Annotated in this window: 16 protein-coding genes; 9 read left to right on the top strand and 7 right to left on the bottom strand. The window is 60.4% G+C overall.

Annotation, left to right across the window (positions count from 1 at the left end; translation table 11 throughout):
• Positions 1 to 17: 17 nt before the first annotated feature.
• Positions 18 to 896 (top strand): 4-hydroxy-tetrahydrodipicolinate synthase, encoded by an 879-nt coding sequence (dapA, locus tag AC1RRC_RS23360; RefSeq protein ID WP_493057926.1) that lies wholly within the window; start codon positions 18 to 20, stop codon positions 894 to 896.
• A gap of 36 nt (positions 897 to 932) precedes the next feature.
• A complete protein-coding gene (gene bamC / locus AC1RRC_RS23355) occupies positions 933 to 2093 on the top strand; it encodes an NlpB/DapX family lipoprotein (RefSeq protein WP_493057925.1) in 1161 nt (386 codons plus the stop codon).
• A 219-nt stretch (positions 2094 to 2312) separates the two neighbouring features.
• Here bamC and AC1RRC_RS23350 read toward each other — a convergent pair whose 3' ends face one another.
• The 3 genes from AC1RRC_RS23350 to AC1RRC_RS23340 form a co-directional block, all read right to left on the bottom strand.
• On the bottom strand, positions 2313 to 2585 hold the full coding sequence (locus tag AC1RRC_RS23350; protein WP_493057924.1) for a hypothetical protein: 273 nt from the start codon (positions 2583 to 2585) through the stop codon (positions 2313 to 2315).
• A gap of 291 nt (positions 2586 to 2876) precedes the next feature.
• Entirely contained in the window at positions 2877 to 3263 is a 387-nt protein-coding gene (locus AC1RRC_RS23345) for a DUF7931 domain-containing protein (RefSeq protein ID WP_493058021.1), read from the bottom strand.
• A 166-nt stretch (positions 3264 to 3429) separates the two neighbouring features.
• On the bottom strand, positions 3430 to 4554 hold the full coding sequence (locus AC1RRC_RS23340; RefSeq protein ID WP_493057923.1) for a JmjC domain-containing protein: 1125 nt from the start codon (positions 4552 to 4554) through the stop codon (positions 3430 to 3432).
• A gap of 80 nt (positions 4555 to 4634) precedes the next feature.
• Here AC1RRC_RS23340 and AC1RRC_RS23335 point away from each other — a divergent pair, with 80 nt between their 5' ends.
• A complete protein-coding gene (locus AC1RRC_RS23335) occupies positions 4635 to 5177 on the top strand; it encodes an FKBP-type peptidyl-prolyl cis-trans isomerase (RefSeq protein ID WP_493057922.1) in 543 nt (180 codons plus the stop codon).
• Here the strand turns inward: AC1RRC_RS23335 and AC1RRC_RS23330 are convergent, their stop codons facing one another.
• The 3 genes from AC1RRC_RS23330 to AC1RRC_RS23320 all read right to left on the bottom strand — a co-directional run bounded on the left by AC1RRC_RS23330 (position 5178) and on the right by AC1RRC_RS23320 (position 13455).
• Positions 5178 to 6365 (bottom strand): hypothetical protein, encoded by a 1188-nt coding sequence (locus tag AC1RRC_RS23330; protein ID WP_493057921.1) that lies wholly within the window; start codon positions 6363 to 6365, stop codon positions 5178 to 5180.
• Complete coding sequence (gene mutS / locus AC1RRC_RS23325; RefSeq protein ID WP_493057920.1) at positions 6362 to 9079, bottom strand: DNA mismatch repair protein MutS; 2718 nt, start codon at positions 9077 to 9079, stop codon at positions 6362 to 6364. The genes AC1RRC_RS23330 and mutS overlap by 4 nt, the downstream gene beginning before the upstream one ends.
• Positions 9080 to 9420: 341 nt before the next feature.
• Positions 9421 to 13455, bottom strand: a complete 4035-nt coding sequence (locus AC1RRC_RS23320) for a DUF4365 domain-containing protein (protein ID WP_493057919.1) — start codon at positions 13453 to 13455, stop codon at positions 9421 to 9423.
• A 234-nt stretch (positions 13456 to 13689) separates the two neighbouring features.
• Between AC1RRC_RS23320 and AC1RRC_RS23315 the strand changes: the two genes are divergently transcribed.
• Complete coding sequence (locus AC1RRC_RS23315) at positions 13690 to 15651, top strand: AAA family ATPase (protein WP_493057918.1); 1962 nt, start codon at positions 13690 to 13692, stop codon at positions 15649 to 15651.
• 112 nt (positions 15652 to 15763) lie between these two features.
• Positions 15764 to 16645, top strand: a complete 882-nt coding sequence (locus AC1RRC_RS23310; RefSeq protein WP_493057917.1) for a hypothetical protein — start codon at positions 15764 to 15766, stop codon at positions 16643 to 16645.
• A 24-nt stretch (positions 16646 to 16669) separates the two neighbouring features.
• Here AC1RRC_RS23310 and AC1RRC_RS23305 read toward each other — a convergent pair whose 3' ends face one another.
• Entirely contained in the window at positions 16670 to 17407 is a 738-nt protein-coding gene (locus AC1RRC_RS23305) for a substrate-binding periplasmic protein (protein WP_493057916.1), read from the bottom strand.
• A 112-nt stretch (positions 17408 to 17519) separates the two neighbouring features.
• Between AC1RRC_RS23305 and AC1RRC_RS23300 the strand changes: the two genes are divergently transcribed.
• The 4 genes from AC1RRC_RS23300 (at position 17520) to AC1RRC_RS23285 (ending at position 24476) form a co-directional block, all read left to right on the top strand.
• A complete protein-coding gene (locus AC1RRC_RS23300) occupies positions 17520 to 19727 on the top strand; it encodes a TonB-dependent receptor (protein ID WP_493057915.1) in 2208 nt (735 codons plus the stop codon).
• Positions 19728 to 19835: 108 nt separating this feature from the next.
• Positions 19836 to 20672, top strand: a complete 837-nt coding sequence (locus AC1RRC_RS23295; protein WP_493057914.1) for an HDOD domain-containing protein — start codon at positions 19836 to 19838, stop codon at positions 20670 to 20672.
• Between the two features lie 166 nt (positions 20673 to 20838).
• Positions 20839 to 21948, top strand: a complete 1110-nt coding sequence (locus AC1RRC_RS23290; protein WP_493057913.1) for a hybrid sensor histidine kinase/response regulator — start codon at positions 20839 to 20841, stop codon at positions 21946 to 21948.
• Positions 21945 to 24476 (top strand): hybrid sensor histidine kinase/response regulator, encoded by a 2532-nt coding sequence (locus tag AC1RRC_RS23285; protein ID WP_493057912.1) that lies wholly within the window; start codon positions 21945 to 21947, stop codon positions 24474 to 24476. Before AC1RRC_RS23290 ends, AC1RRC_RS23285 begins: the two co-directional genes overlap by 4 nt.
• The last annotated feature ends 61 nt before the right edge of the window (positions 24477 to 24537 follow it).

The following is a 24537-nucleotide window of genomic DNA, read 5'->3' as shown; positions in this document are numbered from 1 at the left end:
TACTGTTTATCATTCCTATGATTAAGGGCAGCATAGTAGCAATTGTCACCCCGATGAACGCAGACGGCAGTCTGGATTATCCGGGTTTGAACAAGCTGGTTGACTGGCATATTGCCGAAGGCACCGATGCCATCGTCATCGCCGGCACCACGGGTGAATCGGCGACGGTCAGTGTCGAAGAACACTGCGCACTGATCAAAGCGACTGTTGAATATGCCAAGGGCCGCATCCCGATCATCGCTGGCGCGGGCGGCAATTCGACGGCCGAAGCCATCAAGCTGACGCAATACGCGAAAGAAGCGGGCGCCGATGCGACCCTGCAAGTGGTTCCTTACTACAACCGTCCGACCCAGGAAGGCATGTACCAGCACTTCAAGGCGATTGCCGAAGCGGTGGACTTGCCGGTGATCCTGTACAACGTGCCGGGCCGCACCGTGGCCGACATGTCGAACGACACCATCCTGCGTTTGGCGGCGATTCCGAACATCATCGGCGTGAAAGATGCGACCGGCAATATCGGCCGCGGCCTGGACTTGCTGCGCCTGGCGCCGAAGTCGTTTGCCGTGTATTCGGGCGATGACGCGACCGCCGTGTCGCTGATGCTGGCGGGCGGCAAGGGCAATATCTCGGTGACGGCCAACGTCGCGCCAAAAATCATGCACGAAATGTGCAAAGCCGCGATGGAAGGCGAGATCGCCAAGGCTCTGGAACTGAACAATAAAGTGTTCGCGCTGCACCAGAAGCTGTTCATCGAGCCAAATCCTGTGCCAGTGAAATGGGCACTGGCGGAAATGGGCATGATGCCTGCCGGTATCCGCCTGCCGCTGGTGCCGCTGGCCACCGAGTTCCACGAGTCCGTGCGCAGCGCGCTGCGCGAAGCCGGCCTGATTAACTGAGCCCTCGGCCCGAGCGGACTCTTATTCCAGTAAAACATGACTATTCGCAAGACAGCTTCCCTTACTCCGCAGCGCGGCCTGGTCCTGGCCGCCCTTACCGTTAGCCTGACCGGTTGCGGCATGATCAGCTCGGTGGTTGGCACCGACAAGGTGGATTACAAATCGGCAAAGAAAGCCAGCACCCTGGATGTTCCGCCGGATTTGACGCAATTGCAGAAAGATAACCGCTATTCGCTGCCGGATTCGAACCGTGGCGTGGCCACTGCTTCCGGCTACAACGCGGCGCGCGGCACTGGCCCGGCGGCCGTGCAGGCGGCGCCCGCCAACGAAGTCGCGACCACCGGTTCCGACAGCGTGCGCGTCGTGCGTGCAGGCAACCAGCGTTGGCTGGTGGTCAAGCAGGCGCCGGAGCAATTGTGGCCGCAACTGAAGGGCTTCTGGGAAGAGTCGGGCTTCACCCTGGCGGTGGATGCGCCGGCGGCCGGCATCCTGGAAACCGAATGGAATGAGAACCGCGCGAAGATCCCGCAAGACTTCATCCGCAATTCGATCGGCAAGGTGTTTGACGGCCTGTATGGCAGCGGCGAGCGCGACAAGTACCGCACCCGCCTCGAGCGCCTGCCGGATGGCACCACGGAAATCTACATCAGCCACCGTGGCGCACAGGAAGTCATCGTTGGCGCGCAAAAGGAATCCACCCAGTGGACCGCGCGCCCGAACGACCCGAACCTGGAAGCCTTGTTCCTGGCCAAACTGATGACCAAGCTGGGCGGCGGCAAGGATGAGGCGCAGGCGCGCACGGCCGTCGATAACGCGGCCCTGCAACCGCTGCACGCGTCGCTGAAGGGCGCGGGCGACACCCGTCACGTGGAAGTCGATGAAGGCTTCGACCGCTCGTGGCGCCGCGTGGGCCTGGCGCTGGACCGCGCAGGCTTCACGGTGGAAGACCGCGACCGCGTCAATGGCATTTACTTCGTCCGTTATGTGGATCAGGATGCAGGCACCGCGAAAGGCTTCTTCTCGAAACTGTTCAGCTGGAATTCGGACAAGGATAAGGAAGCGCAGCGCTACCGCATCACGGTCAAGGCCGGCGAAGGCAGCATCAGCAAAGTTGGCGTGCTGAGCAACGACGGTAAACCGGAATTGACGCCGACCGGCGAGAAGATTCTGGTGTTGCTGCACGAGCAGTTGAAGTAAGGATTGAAATAACGGCCGGATAACGGCTGTTACAAGCAGTAACAAAAAAAACCGGCTCCGCAAGGGCCGGTTTTTTTATGCCGCCACTACTCGACATTATGGGGCCTGGCCCCAATAGCACTATCGTGCGGTGACGGGCGTATAGATATTCGCTATGTGACTAAAGCTATGGGCGTAAAAAAACCGGCCCGCAGGCCGGTTTTTTCAAGCTGTCGAAGATTACTTCGAAGCAGCTGGAGCAGCAGCAGCAGCGGCCGAAGCGGCAGCGGATGCAGCCGAAGCAGCAGCCGAAGCAGCAGCAGCAGCGTCGGAAGCAGCGGTAGCGGCAGCAGCAGCAGCGTCAGCGGCTGGAGCAGCGGCAGGAGCTGGAGCAGCTGCTGGGGCTTCAGCGGCTGGGGTTGCTACTGGAGCTGGTGCAGGAGCTTCTTCTTTTTTCGAGCAAGCAGCCAGAGCAACGGCCAGCAGGGAGGCGATCAGCAGGGATTTTTTCATGATTTTCCTTAATTAATTCAAAAATAAACAACAATGTTGCGATGAATAATTACCGGTAATTATCGCTCATTAGGGTGTCTTCGTAAGCCTTCGTACCACAAGGTGCATGACAGACAACAAAAACTTCCTAACCCAATATTATAGCGATTTTTGGTGCATCGCAATAGCAAAAAAAGCCGATTTCACAACTATTTTGCAGTAACGCAATAAGTTGTTACTTCAGCCAATTGCCTGCAACGCCGGGTATTAACGGCATACTGTCGAACAGCCAGCATTCTACATCGATAAGGCTCAGAGTCCAGTAGTTCCCGCATGCAAACCGGGTATGGTCTCAGCCCATATCGCCGCAAACCGTTCCAGGGGGACTTGCGTATCCGGCTCGGAGTCGTATACTGCTTGCCCCCGCAAGTGGTCGGAATGGAAGCGCCGCACGATGTGGCGCTGGTCCGCCACGCAAAACGAATCGGTCAGCTGCTTCAGTGATGGCGCCGTCAGGCGGCATTCAATCGCATGGCTGTAATCGGCCAGCAGGCGCAGGAAACGGGGCGCGTGGTGTTCCAGTACGGCATTACTGTGGGCCACCAGTTCGAGTTTGCCATGGTGCGATAAAAAGTGCCTTAACAGCGCATCCATCTGCGAACTGCCCAGCTCCCACAGCGAAAAGTCCGGATCGAACAGGCGCAGCTGTAATTGCGCACTGGAAATGCACTGGCGCAGCTGTTCTTGAAAGACGGCGCGTGTATCGAAGGAGATCACGCGTTTTTCAATGCTGGTTGACTGCATTTCCATGGTGCTCTCCTTGATCAAGTCAAGCCAAGGGGCCGGGCCTTCAGGCCGGGCATCCTCAGGATTTCAACTCCAGCCAGCCGTCGCCATACCACGCGTACAGCGCATCGATCACGTCGTCCGACGCATCGGCCAGCGCCGCGCCCTCCAGGCGGCGGTCGTTGGCCAGCGCCAGCAGGGTGGCCTTGTCGGCGCGGCCAATGGCGAACGATTCGCCATTGATGAAGATATTGCTGCCGCGATACAGCATTTGTGTCTTCGGCGACAACGTCAGGCCCTTCTTCGCTGCTGATTGGAGGAATCGTTCTAATGTCAGCGGTTTTTCCAGCGGCGTGAAGAACACATTGTGCTTCGGCTCGGATAAATACTCGCCCAGGAAGATCGTGATGTCATCGGCCGTGAAGCGCACTTTATTCAATTCTTCGGCGATGGTGTCGAGCATGTGCTTCGGGATTTCCGCCGGCTTGGCCGACGCCTGCAACTCCGGATCCGCATAACGGCCTGGCAAATCAATCGAATCGGCCATGAATTGCAGGAAATTCTCGCCCAGTTCCTGGTACGACGGCGAACGGAAGCCGATCGAGTAAGTCTGGCAATCGCCAATGGCCACGCCGTCGTGGGCGTAGTGGGGGGGCAGGTACAGCATGTCACCCGGCTCGAGCACGAATTCTTCTTCGGCTTCGAAGTGGCTGAGGATCTTCAGCGGCAAGCCTTCGATCAGGCTCAAGTCTTTTTGCGCGCTGATGCGCCAGCGGCGCTGGCCCTGCGCTTGCAGCAGGAAGACGTCGTAAGAGTCAAAGTGCGGGCCGACGCCGCCGCCATCGGTGGCGAAACTCACCATCAAGTCATCGAGGCGGGCGTCCGGAATGAAGCGGAATTCGCGCAGCAGCGCATCGGCTTTGGCGTCTTGCAGGTTGACGCCCTGGACCAGCATGGTCCACTCCTTTTGCTCACGGGGCGGCAGGGATTCCAGCGGGCCATGCTGCATGTTCCAGTCGCCGTCGGTATGGGTCACGAGGCGCGATTCGACGTAATTCTTGGTGGCCAGTTCGGCCAGCTTGTCGAAGGACAGCAGCGGCTTGAAGCCGGGCACGGCCTGGCGGATCAGCAGGGGTTTTTTATGCCAGTAGTCGCGCAGGAATTGCGCAGGCGTGATGTCGCCTAGAAGGGTCAATTTTTTCATGCGACATTATAGCCCCCGATCCGGCCGCAATTGTCGGACAAGGTATAATCCGGGGTGCTTATATCAGAAAGGAAGCCATAATGAAGATCGCCAAAAATACCGTTGTGACCGTGAACTACAAACTGTCCGACGCACAAAATAACCTGATCGAAGACGGTCGCCAGCCTATGGTTTACCTGCACGGTGGCTATGAAAATACGCTGCCGAAAATCGAAGAAGAGCTGGACGGCAAGGAAGTCGGCTATGCCTCGACCATCCAGATCGAACCGGAAGACGCGTTCGGCGAATACGATTCGTCGCTGGTGAAGGTTGAACCGCGCAACCGCCTGCCGGAGCCGCTGGAAGTGGGCATGCAATTCGAAGGCATGCCGGAAGGCGACGATGGCGAAGAAGCCATGATTTTCACGGTGACCGATATCGCCGATGACAAGGTGGTACTGGACGGTAACCACCCGCTGGCCGGCATGGCCCTGCGCTTCGAACTGACGGTGGTGGAAGTGCGTGCCGCCACCGATGAGGAAATCGCCCACGAACACGTGCACGGCGCCCATGGCCATCACCATGACGAAGATGAAGACGGTGACGAAGACGGCGATCACTTCCGCTCGCACCCGATCCATTAATTAGGGCGCGTCTGATTCCTTGAGACTGAACAGGGAGGCCGTGCCAGGCACGATGCGCACGGTTTCCCATTCGCCCGCCACCCCCAGCCGCCCGAGATTGCCGCGCCATGTGATTGCCGGCGTGACTTTCGCCTCCCCCTGGCTGTCCACCAGCAGTACCTTCCCTTTGTATTTCTCAGCAAACGTCCGCACCTGCTTGCGCACGGGCGCGTAGCCATCCTGTTTGGCCGAGAAGCCGGACAGCAGCGAAAAGCCTTCTTCCACGTGCGCCTTGATGTCGCCGTCGGTAAACAGCACGATGCCTTCCATATTGCGCCGCTGCGCCATCAGGAACAGGCGGTGCAGCCACGCGCGGTTGGCCACCAGGCGGTCTTCATATTCGCTGTTGCGGCCCGCTTCGGGCAGGTAGTGGTTGTTGTTGTCCGGGATGTTGAGCGTGGCAAACAGGATGCCGCCCTGTTCCCAGTACGCGTTTTCCGCGTAGCTGCGGAATTTCACGTTGGCCGACAGCCGGGTCAGCGCCAGGCGGCGCACGCCCAGCGACTGGCTGTCGGGATAAAACACTTCACGCAGCCGGTTCAGGCGTTCGATGGCGTTCGAGCGGCCCGCGGAATTGCGGCAGCCGGCCCAGTCGCTGCCGGCCGGCAGCAAGACCAGTGGGCGCGGACTGCCGTCGAGGATGTCGCGCCGCTGCGCATACAGCCGGTCGCTGCACGCCTCGGCCGGCGCCTTGATGCCGGTGGCGACAATGAAGGCGGGCTTGTCCTGATTGGCTTCGGTAATCGCCCGCCGCAGCAGGTTTTCATCGGTGGCGGCGCGGAACGGGTGGCCGAGCGTGCTGAAGTGGAACGGGCGCGCCGGCTGGGCCGGCGCGCCGCCGCCTTCGGCGGGGATCGCGGCGGCGCATGGCGCCGCAAGGAACAGCACCATGGCGGCCGTCGCAGCGGCAGTGATGGCAGTGATGGCAGTGATGCCAGTGGTGGCAGTGATGCCAGTGGTGGCAGGGGCGGTGGCGGTTGTGGCCGTGGCAGCGCCAGCCATGCCGGTGGTGGCGTGGGGGCCGGCGGCGGCCGGCGCCGTGGCCAGTGCGCGCCACAGCGCGCGGACGCGACGGGCAAACTGGGGCAGGCTGCCGGGCCGGATGTCCGGCCAGGCGCGTGTCGCGGGCTGCGCGCCGCGCTGCCTCATGCCAGCGCCGGTTCCGCCAGTTTCTTCAACTGGTACAGGCGCTCCAGCGCTTCGCGCGGCGTCAATGCATCCGGGTCGAGGTCGTCCAGCGCCGACAGCAGCTCGCGCAGCGCCGGATCATCGGCCGGAGATGCGGCGGCTACCGCCTGCGGCGCCTCGTCGTCATTGGCGTCCGCCACCGGCGCGGCAAACAGGTCGAGCTGCGGCTGGGCGTCGAGCGCCTGCGCTTCCAGGCGCGCCAGGTGCTTGCGGGCCGCCTTGATGACGGCTTGCGGCACGCCGGCCAGCTGCGCCACCTGCAAACCGTAGCTTTGCGAAGCGGGGCCGTTTTGCACCGCGTGCAGGAACACGATGGAATCCTTGTGTTCGACAGCGGACAAATGCACGTTGGCGGCGGTCGGATGGCTTTCCGGCAGTTGCGTCAGTTCGAAATAGTGGGTGGCGAACAGGGTGAAGCTGCGCGACACGTCGATCAACTGGCGCGCGATGGCCCAGGCCAGCGCCAGGCCGTCAAAGGTCGAGGTGCCACGGCCGATTTCATCCATCAGCACCAGCGAGTGTTCGGTTGCGCCGTTCAGGATCGCGGCGGCTTCCGTCATTTCCACCATGAAGGTCGAACGGCCGCCGGCCAGGTCGTCGGTGGCGCCAATACGGGTGTAGACGCGGTCGATCGGGCCGATGGTGGCAGCCGTGGCGGGCACGTAGCTGCCGACATACGCCAGCAGGGTAATCAATGCCACCTGGCGCATGTAAGTCGACTTACCGCCCATGTTCGGACCGGTGATCAGCAGCAACCGGCGGTCGTTGACGAAGCGGCAGTCATTGGCGATGAAGCGCTCGATCTGGCCTTCCACCACCGGGTGGCGGCCTTCGGTGATATTGATGCACGGCTCGGCCACCAGTTGCGGCGCGCACCAGTTGTTGCGCAGCGCGTGGTCGGTCAGCGCGGTCAGCGCATCGAGCTGCGCCAGCGCCTGGGCAATGCCCTGCAAGGTGCCGATCGACGGCGCCAGGTCGGCCAGCAACTGGTCGTACAGGATTTTTTCCCGGGCCAGCGCGCGGTCTTGCGCGGACAGGGCTTTATCTTCAAACGCTTTCAATTCCGGCGTGATGTAGCGTTCGCAGTTTTTCAGGGTCTGGCGGCGGCGGTAATCATCGGGCACCTTGTCGGCCTGGCCGTTGGTGACTTCGATATAGAAGCCATGCACCTTGTTGTATTCGACGCGCAGGTTGGCGATGCCGGTGCGGGCCCGTTCACGGGTTTCCAGGTCGACCAGGTACTGGCCGGCGTTTTCCGACAGCCCGCGCAATTCATCGAGTTCCGCATCGAAGCCACGGGCAATCACGCCGCCGTCGCGCACCAGCGTAGCCGGCTCGGCCATCACGGCGCGCACCAGCAAATCAAGGCACTGCTCCGGCGTGGCCAGCGCGGTTTCCAGCGTGCCGAGCAGGGCGGCGCCATCCTGTCCCAGGTCCGGCTGCACGGCGCGCTGGGCCAACTGGCGCAGCGCCGGCAATTGCTGCAAGCCGTCGCGCAGACTGGCCAGGTCGCGCGGACGGGCCGACAGCAGCGCGATGCGGGTGGTGATGCGTTCGATATCCGGCACCTGCGCCAGCACGTGCGACAGCGATCCCGTTACGTCGGCCTGCGACAGCGAGGCAATCGCCTGGTGGCGCGAGCGGGCCACGCGCTGGTCGCGCTTGGCGTGGTGCAGCCAGTAGCGCAGCAGGCGCGAACCCATCGCGGTGCGGCAGTGGTCCAGCAGCGAGAACAGGGTCGGCGATTCCTGGCCGCGGATGGTTTCCGTCAATTCCAGGTTGCGGCGCGTGGCGGCATCGAGGCCGATGAATTCCGATTCGGTTTCCACCGTGATGGAATTGACGTGCTGTAAACCTTTGCCCTGCGTCGATTGCGCATAGCGCAGCAGCGCGCCGGAAGCGCCGAACGCGGCGCCCAGGCCATCGGCGCCAAAGCCGGTCAGGGTCGACACGCCCAACTGCTCCATCAGCGCCTTGTGGCCGGACACCACGTCGAAGTGCCAGTCCGGCACGCGGTTGACGTGGCACATTGGTGCGCCGCCGCCGGTTTCGTCAAACAGTTCCGCGTCATCGCCGCGCAGCATTTCCGCCGGGGCGATGCGTTCCAGTTCCTGCTGCAACCGCACGGACACGGTGCGCGCATCACCGGAAAATTCCATCAGTTTCAGCGCGCCGCTGGCCAGCGACAGCCACGCCAGGCCCGCCGTCGCCACCTTGCGCTGGCTGATCACGCACATCGCCAGCAGCGGGCGCTCCGCTTTTTCCGGCAGCAGGTCGGCATCGGTCAGCGTGCCCGGCGTCACCACCCGCACCACCTTGCGTTCGACCGGTCCCTTGCTGGTGGCCGGGTCGCCGATCTGTTCGCAAATCGCGCACGATTCACCGATTTTCACCAGCTTGGCCAGGTAGCCTTCCAGCGAGTGGAACGGCACGCCGGCCATCTTGATCGGCTGGCCGTTTTGCGACCCGCGCGCCGTCAGCGTAATGCCCAGCACGCGCGACGCTTTTTCCGCATCGTCGTGGAACAGTTCATAAAAGTCGCCCATGCGGTAGAACACCAGCATGGTCGGATAGTCGGCCTTGATGCGTAAATATTGCTGCATCATTGGCGTGACCTTCTCGGTCGGACTGGCTTTGATGGCGGCGGCGTTGATTTCGGCGGGAACAGTGGTCATCGTGGTGTGTTTCGGCAAAGCGGCGCAGGTGGCGCATTGAGTGCGGCTGCCGGACATCGTCCGGCTAGTTATAAGGGCGACATTTTACCTGTTTCACGGAGGTGCGCCGAGATTGTGTGCGGATTGGGCACAGCTTCCGAGGCCTATACCCAATCTATTTCGGCGTTAAGTCGTGGTCTATGTTGCTGCATTTGCGTCGAAAGGAGAGGGCAGAGAAGCAAATTCTCGTTCGAGCGGCTTGGAATTCGCATTTCTTACACTGGCACTCATAATTGTTTGGCAGCGACGTATCTCGATCATGGGCACGTTGATAACGCCGCTGCGGTTCAATCGGAGGCGGGCTATCGCGTTAGCCAAGCTTGCCGGTAGTGTGGCCCATCGCTGACACGCTCTAGGTAGGCAAACGTGGGCTTGTCGAGCCCCATTCTCCTGACAAACTCCTTGCGCCAGATATCGCATCCTGTCCTGAACAGTTGGAGCTCGAGACTGGGATTAAGCAGACCTAGTTCAAGCGCTGTCCGAAGAGATTTGCTGGTGAAGTCGCCGGCATGTAAATCGCTGTTTGCCGCGATGAATGAGATCAAGGACACCGCGTCTAGAAGCGCGTCGCTATCCAATGGCTTTGCTTTTTCGTGGGCCGCCAAAAGGAAATAAACCTCCCAGAGGCGAGCTGAAAATGAGGCCGTGACGTCGTTCTGAGCAAGCAGAGCATACCTGACTAAAACTCCAAGCGCTGTCAGGCTATCCGGAGGAGCCCCCGGCCTCCTCATAGCTTTGGCTAGCCAAATGGCCATGAGCGAGGCTATAGATATCGTCGAGCTGGTTTCATCGCTCAACATTGAGGTTAAAAGACAGCCAGCATGGTTTTGAAGCTCCATATGAGAAGCGTTGGCTCGGTCCCACATGCCGTTGAAAATAGCCATGCGCCAGGGCGACACCTTGAACATCTCCACGCCGGCGCTTACATCTCGTGCGGTGTTGATATCAGGCGGAATGGCCGCGAGTTGCCACCTATGCTCAATGGCCAAGCCGACTCCCCACTGACATAGCTTGCCAATTCTTTCGGCCACGTTCACAGTCGAGATCTTGCCTTGTTTTTCAAGCGTTGCGAGGATATCCAAGACGCAGACGCTTTGAAATGTCGGGTCCGCCTTCCCGCAGAGAACGCGCATATACAGGTCATCTGAATATAGGAGATAGGGCCGCTCCCAGGACAGAGCTTTCATTTCTTCGGTGATTCTCAGCTCGCCATCTTTTGAGTTGATCTCCGTTGAGCTGGCCCGCGGCTGGAGGACTCGATCCAGCTTGTCCCGTAGCGCGCTTTGAAGGGAAGCGCATTTATCCCGCGCAAGCGAGCCCGACAGAGGATTGACCAGCCGCCCGAGCTCTATCATGGTTTCTTGCGACACCGCTATTTTGGGGAAAAGAGCGAACATCATTTCGAGCATGTCCAGATCCTGGGCCACCAAGAGGGATGCGAGATCCATCAAGGGAACTCGGTCCCGCATGGCTTCCCATGGCAGCGCCGTCCAGTCGGCCCCGGCCATTCCCAGCAATAGCCTCTGATCCGCGCCCGCCGCCTTTTTGGTCATTTCCCACAGCTCAGGCAGATCGCGGGCTTCGCTGATAAATTTGCTTGGGCGCCACGCGTAGGGGATATGCGTGTTCCCTTTGTTCATGAGGTCCGCTCTTGCTTGTCGGGCCTTAATCTCCTCCGGGCTGTCGCCAATCAATCGCATGATGGTGTTGAGCATCTCCTCGGGCGAGGCGTCCTCCTCGAAGGTCGCGGCTCGCAGGATAGGCGAGTCAGGGAATTTCGCGTTGTATGCGCTTAGTCGATCCCGCAGCTCGGCGCCATTGTGATCTGGTTCGTCATCGGGTATTGCGGCCGTGATCATCATGCCCAGAAAGGCGCCTTCGTCCATTACGTCGTTTTGATCGCCTATCTCCCCAATGCGCCAAGCGACATTGCTGGCTCTTGGATCTGACGGGGCTTTGGAGCGGATCAGGTTATGCAGAATTCGCAAATGCCGGATTTTCTTTTCAGGCTCGATCGATGAGGAGACAAGCTGCTCCGCCGCGCGAATGGCCTCTTCAATAAATCCGCAGCGCGTGGCTATGTCTATCTGCGTGTAGAGGATGAAATGGTCTGTGACGCCTTGCTCCACGATCGGCAAAAGTAGCTCCCTTGCCTCCGCCGTGCGGCCCAGCCGGTCGAGCGCGAGCGCTTTGACCGCCGCCAGCGTTTTGTCGTCGCCATGCCTTCCTTCGGCTTCGTCCAGAAAAGCCAACAAATCGTCCCAGCGTTCGAGCGTTGTGAGAGCTTGCGCCAAGTGCAGCATCCCATCCAATTCCAGGAGCTGGTTCTTCCTTATGACCTCGGCGACGGGGATGATTTTCTCCGCGTCTTCGGCGTTCGTCGGCCGAAGAGCTTGGAACAACGGCGCCGCGATGGCCAATGGCCTTGTCTGAGCTTCGAAGCTCTTAAACAACGCGTCAATGGCCTGCGGGCGCTTAGCTTCGTTCTTAGAGACGGCCGAGTGGAAATCCCATAGCGCTTTTTGAGGCGCCAGCTCGGGCATGCTGGCGAGCAGCGCGAGCCAAGTTTTTGTCAGGTCGGTTCTGACCAGCCGATCAGCCGACGAGATGGCGGCGAGGAGCGTCTCGCCAAACGCAGGGCTCTTTTGATCGAAGGTTGGGAGGCTCTCTTCAAACAGGGCCACGCATTCGGCGTCCCTTTTGGCCGTGTGCAGCAATGCGATCTTGTGGAGCGTCCTCATCGGGGATGGTCGCTGACGCTCGTTGGCCTTCAAGGCCAACGCAACGTCGTCGGTGTGGGCCGCGAGCGCCTCCACCGCCGCTTGGAGCGTTGGCAGCGTCGGTCGCTGCTCGGCGGCTTCCGCGAGCATCGACAAAGCTTCGCTTTCCTTGTCCAAGATAGACGCCGTTGCGCGCAGCATGTCCGCCACAAACTCGATATTCGCCGGCCAGCCTGCCGATCGAAGTCCATTCATCGCGCTCTTCATGCCCTCCCAGGCGTCGCGCAACATGGCGAGGTTCATGCCCGGCTTCCCAGTGAGTGGAATAAGGGCCAAGCCGCTGCCTGGGCTAGGGGTGATGTCGAGGGCCAAGTTGAACTGAGCTCTTGCTTTGAGGGTCGTAAACAGCAGCCTAGTCGAGTCGTTGAGGCCGCTCAGCGCCAAGCCCTGATCGCAAGTTTCAAGAGCTTTCGGAGAATCGCAGCGCATGGTGAGGATGATGGCCTTGGTCGATAGTTGCTCCGAGCCCGAGAATGACTCCAGAATTTCGTCGGCCTCCGAGTAGCGGCGCTCGGCGGCCAACAGTCGCGCTTTAATGGCGAGGATCGCCGGGGCCGACGATGTGAGGGCCGCGTAAACTTCGGCGAAATCGTTGGGGCCGTCGATGCTGAAATCAATCACCATGCGTGTTTCCGCCCACGCCGCAGCATACTTCGGAACATCAGGCTCAGTCTCCATCGCTTTCGCAAAAGCTTTGCAGGCTTCCTCTTGCTCCAGCCGCAACAGGAGAAGGCGGCCTTTGAGGTGCCAATAATCGGCCTGCTCAAGCGACACGGATTCTGTCAACAGTTCCAAGGCCGACGTCAGCGCCTCTTCCGCTTTCGCAGACTCTCCGGCGTTTAAATATCGATCAGCCTCATGCAGCAGCCAAGCCATTGAGTCTTTGGGGCGGTTGGGCCACACCGTGGTTGGGTCCTCGGCGAGGGACTCCATGAGGGACAGCCCTCGCGCACCGAACCCATTCGGAATCTTTTCGAGCAAAGCCACGCGAGCGTTGGCGTCCATCGCAGGAGAGCGCTTTTCGAACGTCATATCTAGGGCCACGCCGATGTCCGCGAGCGCCTTGAACTGCGCCAGATCGGCGGATAGCTCGGTGTCTCCATTCAGCTCATTGGATTTGAGGACATGCAGGGTGACGAAGCGCTGCTCATCGGCGAGGTCGTGAGCGTTGATCCGTCGCAGCTCGTCAGGAATCCATGCATAGTAAAGAGGGCAATCGATCGCCTTTTCGCTCACGCTTAAATCGCAGAGCACCAGAAGGATCGGCTCCGTGAACCGCCTGTAGTAGCGGATGGTGGATGCTTTTAGCTGGATTGAAAAATGAGTTCCCTCCGCGTTTAGCGCGGGAACCGTTGTGCCTTTCAACTGCACGCGAAACACATCGCTGGCTTCATTGTTCACCAGCGCTTGCACTTGATAGTCGATGCCGAAATCGTCAGGGCCTTCCACGCTTTTGTGACGCCAAGTTTCAGGTATGCGCGCGCCGAAGCATTTGTCAGCCCTCGCTCCAATATTTTGGGCGTCGCTGGAAGTTGGTAATTGGCCTGTTTCTGGCATCGCGGTTCCCCTCTGTTTTCTTCATTGTAATCGGCGACAGCTTGGAGTTTCACGTTGGGGCTTGGCTCCTCGCGTTGCCGTTTTTTTGCCCGGCTCATGGTTTGCTTACTTATGTTTACTAATGGTAGATTACGAAATTGATATTCATCAATAGTTGTTGAGCGTCGGCTAAAGGTATCGATTTGCAATTGACTGGCCACGGGCCAATTCGTTTTCGCAAAGGGCTGGGAAGAGATGAAATTGATTCGTGTTCGGGCGCAAAATTATCGGTCGGTGGAGGACAGCGGGGAGTTCGAGATCGGCGATCTCACCTGTCTTGTCGGAAAGAACGAAGCCGGAAAGACGGCGTTGCTCAGCGCGATAAGAGGGCTGCGCCCATCGCAGCCTTTTGAATTCGATGAGACCATAGACTACCCGCGCCGATTCGCGACGAGGTTTGAGGACCGCCATGAGGACGGCTCGGCGGAGGTGATCCGCGCTTGGTGGCGGCTTGGCGACGCGGACAAGGCGGCGGTGGCGAAGCGCTTTGGCGATGGCGTCCTCGTGGGCGACACGATCCAAACTCATTTTGGCTTTCGATACGAGGAGAATCTGCCGGAATGGATCGTTAAGATTGATCACGCGAAATGCCTGGAGCATTTGGTGAGCAAGCATTCTCTGGACGCCACGGAGCGGAACGTTCTGCACGGGGTTCATAACGGCCCCTCTGCCGATAAGGCGCTTTCATCCTTGGCTGAGCGCTCGCTCAAGCAAGAGGCTCTGTTGCAGGAGATTAGAAAATCGCGCGAGTCGGATTTTGAGCTTGGCGTGATCGACATTCTTTCGGCGCGACAGCCAAAATTCTTTTTCACCTCGCACTTCGAGCGGATGTCGGGCATGGTCTCGATCCCAAAGCTTCAGCAGGATAAGCAGCAAAATACGGTCTCGGTGGGCGACAAGATATTCTTGGATTTCCTGGAATACGCTGGAACCACCTTGGAGGGGCTGCTTCAAGCTGATCGCCGCGAGGCGTTGAAGGCGAATTGCGAGGCCGCCAGCAACGAGATCACCGACGAGATTTTCCAGTTTTGGAGTCAGAACAACGCTCTTGAAGTGGTTATTGAAATCGACAACGCCAAGGCCGCTGACAAGCCGCCGTTTAACGCGGGCTTGGTCGCCGATATCCGCATCAAGAACACGAACCACAAGGCCACCTTGCCCCTTTCCGAGCGCAGCGCGGGCTTTGTGTGGTTCTTTTCCTTCCTGGCTCAGTTTAAGCAACTCAAGAAGAACAACGGCAACGCCATCATTCTGCTGGATGAGCCAGGTTTGACGCTTCACGGCAAAGCGCAAGGGGACTTGCTGCGATACATCGTCGAACGCTTGTTGCCCGACCACCAAGTCATCTTTACAACCCATTCGCCTTTCATGGTGCCGATGGATCGGCTGGCTGATGTCCGCATCGTTGAGGATGTCGTGATTGAGCGTCCAAGCAAACGCCCTGAGGTGAAGGGAACCAAGGTTCGTTCCGACGTGCTGGAGGTGGGCGACGACACGTTGTTCCCGCTGCAAGGTGCGTTGGGCTACGAGGTCACGCAATCGTTGTTCATCGGCGCCAACACGCTGCTCGTGGAGGGGCCGTCGGACATCCTTTACCTGCGGGTGTTGTCTCAGGCGCTACTCAAGCGCGGACGGGAAGGCTTGAGCGGAAAATGGACGCTTTGCCCATCCGGCGGAATCGATAAAATCGCGCCGTTCGTTCGGCTCTTCGGCAGTAACAACATCAACGTTGCGGTCCTCTCGGATATCGCCAACGGAGATAGGACCAAAATCGAAAATCTCAAGAAGGCGGAGATCTTAAGGGCAGGGCATTTCTATACTTGCGCGGATTTCACGAACCAGATGGAGGCGGACGTTGAAGATCTTTTTGACGTCGAATTGTTCGTCGAGCTCCTCAACGGCGCATATAAACCCCCGGCGGCAAAAGTGGTTGGCAAAGATGCGTTGATCGCTGCGGCTCCCACGCCGCGAATCGTAAAGAAAGCGGAGGCGTTATTCAAACTTATGCCACAGGAGGTCGCGAACTTCGATCACTTCGCCCCATCCCGGTGGTTGTTGGAAAATCCGTCGGCTCTTGACGCGGACTCGCCCGCGATCACCGCCACGTTGGATAGGGCGGAAAAACTGTTTAAGACTTTTAATGGGTTGCTGGTATGAGGTGTCGTGGCGTGCCTCCAGGGACGCATGCGGGAGCGATGTATTTTCCTGTAATTAGATAGGTCTGAGCTGTCGCATTCGGTAATTCGAATTCATTGAAATAAAGGTTGGAATGGACATTTGGATAGGTAGGTTGAAGGGACTAAGTCTGTGGAGCTTTCCGATTAAGTTGATATTGCCTGCAGTTGCCACGCTATTAGGCGCCCATGCTTTAGGAGTGATAAGCGAATATGCAACCTACACATATGCATTTAAACATGGTGTGCGCGTTCCATTTGAAGGTGTACCTTATTTAAGTGCAATGGTTACAATGGGGAGTATTTTTCTGCTAATGTTTGGTTCTGTTATATTTATTGCGACCTATGCTGTTCTTCGATTTTTTCTCCTGCCTATTAAATGGAGTGAAAAAATAAAGAATCAATTGCGATTGTGGTTTGGGGAGGAGGCTCTTATAAACAGGGAGATTGTAAAAATTGACCCTCGAAAACTGTCCCTTATGAGGCGCTGGATTATCGTGCTGGCCGGAAGTTTGGTAATGGCAGGTATTATGATTGCGATGTTTAATTTTTCGAAATCCGAGATCATTTGGCAAGATATGACAGGGGAAAAATGGGGGCAATTACTTACTATTCCGTATTTCTTAATAATATTTTCTGCTATATTGATACCGCCGACGATTTGGTTTTCCGCAGCTGGGATAGTAATTTCTTATTTCATTGGTGCTATATTCCTTATGTTGCAGCCAACAGAGTATGCAAATTTTCTGCGCAAGGTAGGGTATGGGGGCGACATTCCTATTGTTCTAGAGACAAAAAATCCAGCGTTGCAGAAACGCTTAGAATCTGTGGAAGTGATTTTCCTGATTCTTAAGACAAACGATACTTTTATTATTCGGGATATTGAGAATATGGTGCTCGAAGTACCGCGGTCAGAGGTTACATATTGGCGCTACCAGAAGCGGGTAGGCAATCGACTGCCTTGGTTTATGCCCTAAGGGTCGCGGAACTTCAGGTGAATCTTACTGGTATTTTCCCGCGCTGCGCAGCCACACCGGGTCATCCTTGAGCTTGCGGATGACGGGCGCCAGCTTGTCGTACACGGCGGCTTTCGTGTGGGGCACCAGGAAACGGCGTTCGGTCTGCTGGCCCGGCAAGTCGGTCAGCTGGAATTTGTCCGTCAACGCATGGGTTTTCAGGTAATAGCGCGCCACCGATTCCGCCACGGCCACGCAATCGACGCGGCCCAGCCGCAGTTTTTCCAGGTTGATGTCTTCACTGAGGGCGTCGTTGCGCACCAGGCCGTGGCGCGCAATCCACTCATCGATGCCCGGGTAGACGTAGCCCAGCACCAGCCCGATGCTGCGGCCCGCCATCGACCCTTTTACGTCCGGGTTGAAGCCGTAGCCGATGCGCGAGACCAGCACGAAGCGGTCGATGGCGAACGGCACGGTCCACAGGTATTTTTGCTGCGCCGCATCGTCAAACCATTGCGGCATCATGCCGATCACGATGCCGTCCATGCTGCCTTCTTCGAGTTTCAATTGCAGCCGCTTGCGGGGCAGGTACGTCAGCTTGAAGGTCAGGTTGCCCAGGCGCTGCTGGTTCAGGTGATCGACCAGGTCAAAGTAAACGCCCCGCGTGTTGCTGATCACCAGCGGCGCAAAATTGGCGCTGGTATACACGTTCACCACCTCCGCCCGTGCAATTGCGCAACAGCTGAGGAACAGCGCGAGCAGGGCGGTAAGGGATACTCTCATAGGAGAAATATAGCATGGGTGAAATATCGTGCCCATTGGACATTGGTGGTATGGCCAGCATGGCAATTGTTTCTGCTAGGATCGTTTTAGTTGGTCCACTGTGGAGTTCGCCATGCGTTTCCAGGTCAGCCCGCCCCTTGCCGTCATAGCGCTCACTGCCATGGCGGACGCCGCCGCCCAGGCGCCGCCGCTGGAGACCGTGATCGTGACCGCCCAGCGCCGCGCGGAAAACCTGGCCGACGTGCCGATGTCGGTGTCGGCGCTGAAAGACGAGGGCCTGGACTGGCTGACCGCCAGCGGCCGCGACATCCGCATGCTGGCGGCGCGCACGCCCAGCCTGCACGTGGAGTCGGATTTCGGCCGCTCCTTTCCCCGCTTTTACCTACGGGGCTTGGGCAATACGGATTTCGACATGAATGCCGCGCAACCGGTGTCGGTGGTATTTGATGACGTGGTGCAGGAAAGCCCGCTGTTAAAAGGCTTCCCCCTGTTCGATGTGGATCAGGCCGAAGTGCTGCGCGGCCCGCAAGGCACCTTGTTTGGCCGTAACGCGCCGGGTGGCGTGGTGAAATTCGCGTCGAAAGCGCCAGTGTTTGCGCAGGAAGGTTATGCGGCGGTGGGCGCCGGCAATTTCGGGATCGTCAATGCCGAAGGGGCCGTCAACGTGCCGTTCAGCGACACGGTGGCGCTGCGCGCCTCGTTGCAGGGGCAGCACCGCGACCACCGCGTGTTCAATCCGCGCCCGGCGCCGGCCACTTCGGCGTTCGAGGGCTACCACGACAATGCGGCGCGGCTGCAATTGCTGCTGAAACCCGGGGCGGATTTCAGCGCGCTATTCAATGTGCATGGCCGCCGCATGGCCGGCCGCGCGACGGTGTTCCGCGCCAATATCATTGCGCGCGGCAGCAATGACCTGGTGCCCGGCTTTGATTATGCGTCGCTGCCGACCGACGGCATCAACCGCCAGTGGCTGCATACCCGGGGCGCCAGCCTGCGGCTGCGCTGGGCGTTGCCGGGCATGGCGCTGCACGCGGTCAGCGGTGTTGAAGCGGCGCGTTTTTACAGCCGGGGCGACGTCGATGGCGGCTATGGCGCCGCGTCATCGCCGCCGATGGGACCCGGCACGATCCCCTTTACGGCGGAGACGGCTGATGGTTTGCCGCAACACCGGCAACTGACGCAGGAAGTGCGGCTGGAATCGGCCACGCCGGGACCGTGGTCCTGGCTGGCCGGCCTGTATTACTTCAATGAAAAGATCACAGTCGACAGTTTTAATTTCGATACCTTGGCGGGCAACCGGCAAAACGCCTATGCCTACCAGCGCCAGCACAGCCGTTCGTGGGCCGCGTTCGGCTCGCTGGGCTGGCAGCCCGTATCCAGCCTGAACGTGCGCGCGGGCCTGCGCCACACCAGCGACGACAAGGATTTCATTGCCGCGCGGCCGCAACCGGCGCCGGGCGGCGCCGTCATCGCGGGTTTGACGGCGCATCCGCATTCCACCAACCTGAGCTGGGATACCAGCGCGTTGTGGAGGGTGACGCCAGCCACCCGGCTGTATGCGCGGGTGGCGACCGGTTACCGCGCGCCCAGCATCCAGGGCCGTATCCTGTTTGGCAATACCATCTCGGTGGCCAACGCGGAACGCGCGCTGTCATGGGAGGGCGGCGTGCGCCACGAATGGCTGCAGCGGCGCGCCCGCGCCTCGTTCGGCTTGTTCGGCTACCGGGTGCGCGATATGCAGTTGACCGCCGGCAGCGGCACCGTCAACCAGAACCGCCTGGTCAACGCCGCGCGCGTAACGGGGCAGGGTGCCGAAGCCGAGTTGCAATGGCGCCCCGGCGATGCCTGGCTGGCCAGCGCGGGCGCCAGCTATACCGCCACGGCAATCCGCGATCCCGGCCTGTTCGTGCTGCCATGCGGTAATGGCTGCACGGTACTGGACCCGAAGGGCGGCCCCGGCGCCACCTCGGTCTCGGTGGCGGGCAATCCGCTGCCGCGCGCGCCGCGCTGGCTGGCCAATGGCAGCGTGCGCTATGCGATGCCGGTGGCGGCCGGCGAAGCTTACCTGGCGGGGGACTTGACGTACCGGGGCCGCTACAACTTCTTTTTGTACGAAGCGAAGGAATACCGCGCCAAGCCGCTGCTGGAAACCGGGCTGCGGCTGGGCTACCGCTTTGGCCAGGGCAGGCAGGAAGCCGCCTTTTTCGTGCGCAACCTGGCCAACCGCGTGGTGGCGGTGAACGCCATTGATTTTAATAACATGACGGGCGTGGTCAGCGAACCGCGCATCATCGGGGTCCAGTGGCGTGGCGCCTACTGAACCTCCGGATATAAAGAGTGAAGCTACCAGGCAACAATAGATGGCCTAATGTAACATTTCGTCACAGCCGTACCGGTCCCCGGCGATACCGCACGCTATAATTTGAGGATGGAAAAACTCAAAGATTACGCGCAGGTCGTTGCCGAAGCGCGCACTGGCCGGCTGGCATTTCCTACCAGCGTCAATGCGGCACTCCAGTTGCAGCAGGCGCTGGCGGACCCCGATTGCCATGTCGAAGACGCCATCCGCAAAGTGCTGGCCGAACCCGTGCTGGCCGCCCGCTCGGTGGCGCTGGCCAATTCCGCCGTGTTTACCCGCAATGGCGGGCCGCAGGTGACCAGCGCCCGCGCCGCCGTGATGCGGGTGGGTTACCGCAACTTGTATTCGCTGGCGTCGGCCATGGTGGTGCGCCAGTTCGGCGCGCGCATCCGCGACCCGCAATTGCGCGCCAAGGCGGAACAACTGTGGCGCCATTGCGCCTCGGTGGCGGCGCTGAGCCATGTGCTGGGCCGCGAACTGACCCATGCCGATCCCGATACCGCCATGTTTGCCGGCATCATGCATGAAGTGGCGGGCTTTTATCTGTTGGCGCGCGCCGACGAGATGCCGGGGCTGTTGGACGACCCGGATGAACGCATGGGCGCCGTCCACGAAATCCTGTCGCGCGAATTGCTGGCGAAATTACAAGTGCCGGAGCCGGTGGCGGCGGCCATCGCCTCGCTGCGCGGCGGCGCCATCTCGATTCCGCCCGGCGGCTTGCGCGACACCTTGTTGCTGGCCAAGCGCCTGGCGCCCCAGCGCGCACCGCTGGTCTGGTGCGACGACGCCGTGCTGGGCCGGACGGCGGCCGTCGACGCCTACCTGAAGGGCAACCGCGCGATCGACGACATCCTGCTCGAGTCGAACGAGGACGCCAAATCCATGAGCAGCGCGCTGCTGGTGTAGCGGCAATCGCCCCCCGCACGGTTGAAAGCCGGCGGGCGCGGGTTCTGGTATAAAGTGGCATAATGGCAAATAAGGTTGCGAAAAAGAAAATATTTTGCAACCATGCGCGAGCGCCCGCGCAAACTTGGTAGTATCGACCAGGCTGCCACTTATCAGAAATGCCACCGTGAATGCACCGATCAAACTCCTTGTAGTCGATGACGTCGAGCAAAACCTGACCGCGGTCGGGGCGCTGTTGACGCGTCCCGGCGTGACCTTGCTGACTGCCTCGTCCGGCGCGCAGGCGCTGGAACTGTTGCTGGAACATGACGTCGCCCTGGCGCTGATCGACGTGCAAATGCCGGGCATGAATGGCTTTGAGCTGGCCGAACTGATGCGCGGCAGTGAACGCACCCGCGCCATTCCCCTGATTTTCCTGACGGCCGCCGCGCGCGACCAGGCCTACACCTTCCGGGGCTACGAAGCGGGCGCCGTGGATTTCCTGTTCAAGCCGTTTGATGGCCAGGTGCTGGTCAACAAGGTCAACGTGTTTGTCGAACTGCACCAGCAAAAGCGCCAGTTGTCGGCGCAGCTGGACGAGTTGAAGCGCTCGCTGCACCTCAATGAATTGTTCACGGCGGTGCTCGGGCATGATTTGCGGACACCGCTGTCGGTGGTGATGAATGGCGCGATGCTGTTGCCCATGATGACGGACCATCCGAAAGTCGCCGTCACGGCGCAGCGCATCCAGAGCAGCGCCAAGCGCATGGCGCAAATGGTGGACCAGTTGCTGGACCTGGCCCGCATCCGTTCCGGCGACATGCGGCCCGAGCTGGCCGAGGCCGATTACGGCGCCCTGTGCCGCTTGCTCGCCGATGAATTCACCCCGCAAGACCAGCCGTCGCGCATCACCGTGGAAACTTCCGGCGATATGGTCGGCGTGTGCGACAGCGGCATGCTGTCGCAAGTGCTGTCGAACCTGATGGGCAATGCGCTGATTCATGGCGAACCGGAGTCGCCGGTGCGCGTGACGATCGACGGCAACGATCCCGATGCGATCACGGTCAGCGTGGCCAACCGTGGTGAAATCGCCCCCGAATTGCTGGGCAGCGTATTCGAACCCTACAAGCGCGGCGCGGCGCGCAAATCCGGCCAGGGACTGGGCCTCGGCCTGTACACCGCGCGCATGTTCATTGTGGCCCATGGCGGCGACATCACGGCGGCATCGAGCAAGGAGGAAGGGACCGTGTTCACTTTCAAGACGCCGCGCCGCGCCGGATCGGAGTCCCTGCCATGAGCGCCTTTCCCCAAACGCTGGCCTCCGCCCTGATGCCAGGCGGCATACCGGACGCCGCGCCGGAATCCATACCGGAACCCATAGCGCTCAGCGCCGCAGGCCACGACAGCAACAGCCGGCCGGTGACGGAGGAATTCCTGCGCATGGCGCAGGAAGCCGGCGGCATCGGCAGTTTTGAATGGTTCCCCGAATCCGGCCGCATGGTGGTGTCGGCCACTTACCGCAAGCTGTGGGGGCTGGCGCCTGGTGTGGACGTGACGGCCGAGATGCTGGTCAGCATGACCGACGAGCGCGATCGTGCGCGGCTGGGGCCGCAACGGATGAGTGCCGACAATCCCCTGGAATATACCGAATACCGCATCCGCCGCGCCGATACCGGTGAACTGCGCTGGCTGGCGCGCCAGGGCGAAGTGGTGGCCAGGCCGGGCGAACCGCGGCGCTATATCGGCGTGTCGTTCGATATCACCGGGCGCAAGCAAACCGAACAGGCGCTGCGCGCCAGCCAGGACCGGCTGGCCGCGATTTTCGGCCAGGCCTCGGTCGGCTTGTCGGAACTGGATTTGACGGGACGCTTCCGGCGCGTCAACGGTGCGCTGTGCCATATGCTGGGCCGCACCGAACAGGAAATGCTGGGCCTGCACATGGATGACATCATTCACCCGGAAGAGCTGGAAGAAAACCGCTCGCTGGTGCGGCGGCTGGTGGCGACCGGGCAACCGTTCACGCTGGAAAAGCGCTACTTCAAGCCCGATGGCGGCTGGGTATGGATTTCATCGAGCATGAGCCGCCTCGACGATGAAGCCGGCCAGCCGCAAGGGCTGATTGCCGTGAAGACCGACATCACCGAGCGGCGCCGGGTCGAAGCGGCGTTGCGCGATTTGAATGACACCCTGGAACAGCGCGTGGGCCGGGAAATCGCCGAGCGCGACAAGGCGGAAGAAGCGCTGCGCCAGTCGCAAAAAATGGAAGCCGTGGGCCAGTTGACCGGCGGCGTGGCGCACGATTTCAACAATGTGCTGCAAATTATTTCCGGCAACCTGCACCTGCTGCAATTGCAGGCGCGCGGCGAGCAGGCGCGCGGCGAGCAGGCCGGTGGGGACGCCACCATGCGCAAGCGGCTCGACATGGCGATTGCCGCTGTCGAGCGCGGCGCGCGGCTGTCGTCGCAATTGCTGGCGTTTGCGCGGCGCCAGCCGCTGCAACCGGTGGTGTCGAACCTGGGCCGCCTGGTCGGCCGCATGGATGATTTGTTGCGCCGCACGCTGGGTGAAGCCATCGAAATTGTCACGGTGGCCGGCAGCGGCTTGTGGAATACGCTGGTCGATCCGGGCCAGATTGAAAACGTGATCCTGAACCTGGCCATCAATGCGCGCGACGCCATGCAGGGCGCCGGCCGCCTGACGATCGAAGTGGGCAACTCGGTGCTGGACGAGTATTACGTCAACAACCTGCTCGATGTGCCGTCCGGCCAGTACGTCATGCTGTCGGTCACCGACACCGGTTCCGGCATGACGCCGGACGTCTTGCAGCGCGCGTTTGAACCATTCTTCACCACCAAGCGCGAAGGCGAGGGCACCGGCCTGGGCCTGTCGATGGCATATGGCTTCGTCAAGCAAAGCCGTGGCCATATCAAGATCCTCAGCGAACCGGGGCAGGGCACCAGCATCAAGATTTACCTGCCGCGCAGCCTCAGCGATGAAGCGCACCAGGAAGACGCGGAGCGCGCCCACGAAACCGGCGGCACGGAAACCATCCTCGTGGTGGAAGATGACCCGGGCGTGCGCACCGTGGTGCTCGACATGCTGGCGGCGCTGGGCTACCACGTGCTGGCGGCGGAAAACGGCGCCGATGCGCTGGCCCTGCTGCAGCGGCAGCATGCGGACTTGCTGTTTACCGACGTGGTGATGCCGGGGGCGTTGCGCAGTCCGGAGCTAGCGGTGGCGGCGCGCGAATTGCAGCCGGATATCGCCGTGCTGTTTACATCCGGCTATCCGCAAAACGCCATCGTGCATGGTGGCCGCCTCGATGCCGGGCTGGAGTTGTTGAGCAAGCCGTACCGGCGTGAAGACCTGGCGCGCAAGCTGCGCCACGTCTTCAATAACCGCGAGCAGGAAATCGCGGCGCGCCAGCGCCAGCTGGAAGCGGCGGTCGGCCTGTTGCCGCCGCAGCCGCCGATTGCCGACCACTCGCTGCGCGTGCTGGTGGTGGAAGACAATGCCGATTCGCAAGCCATGGTGTGCGAACTGATCGGCATGCTGGGCCACACCGTCAACGGCGTCTGCAATGGCGAACAGGCCTGGGACATGCTGCAGGCGCACGATGTCGACATCTTGTTTACCGACATCAGCCTGCCCGGCATGTCCGGCATCGACCTGGCGCACCGCGTGCGCGAATCCGGCAAACCCGTGCGCATTATTTTTTCCACCGGCTATGGCAAGGAAGCGCTGGACCAGTCCGGCCTGCATGCCACAGTGCTGCGCAAGCCGTATGACTTGATGGAACTGAAGGCGGCGCTGGACAATTCGTGACGCCCTGAACAGCCCCGATCACGCCTGATTCCTACGCGCGGTGCAGCCGCCGTCCTATACA

This window comes from Pseudoduganella sp. GW821-FHT12E03, assembly GCF_058807115.1.
The sequence above is the reverse complement of the archived record's forward strand: the minus strand, read 5'-3'. Positions and strand labels throughout refer to the sequence as shown.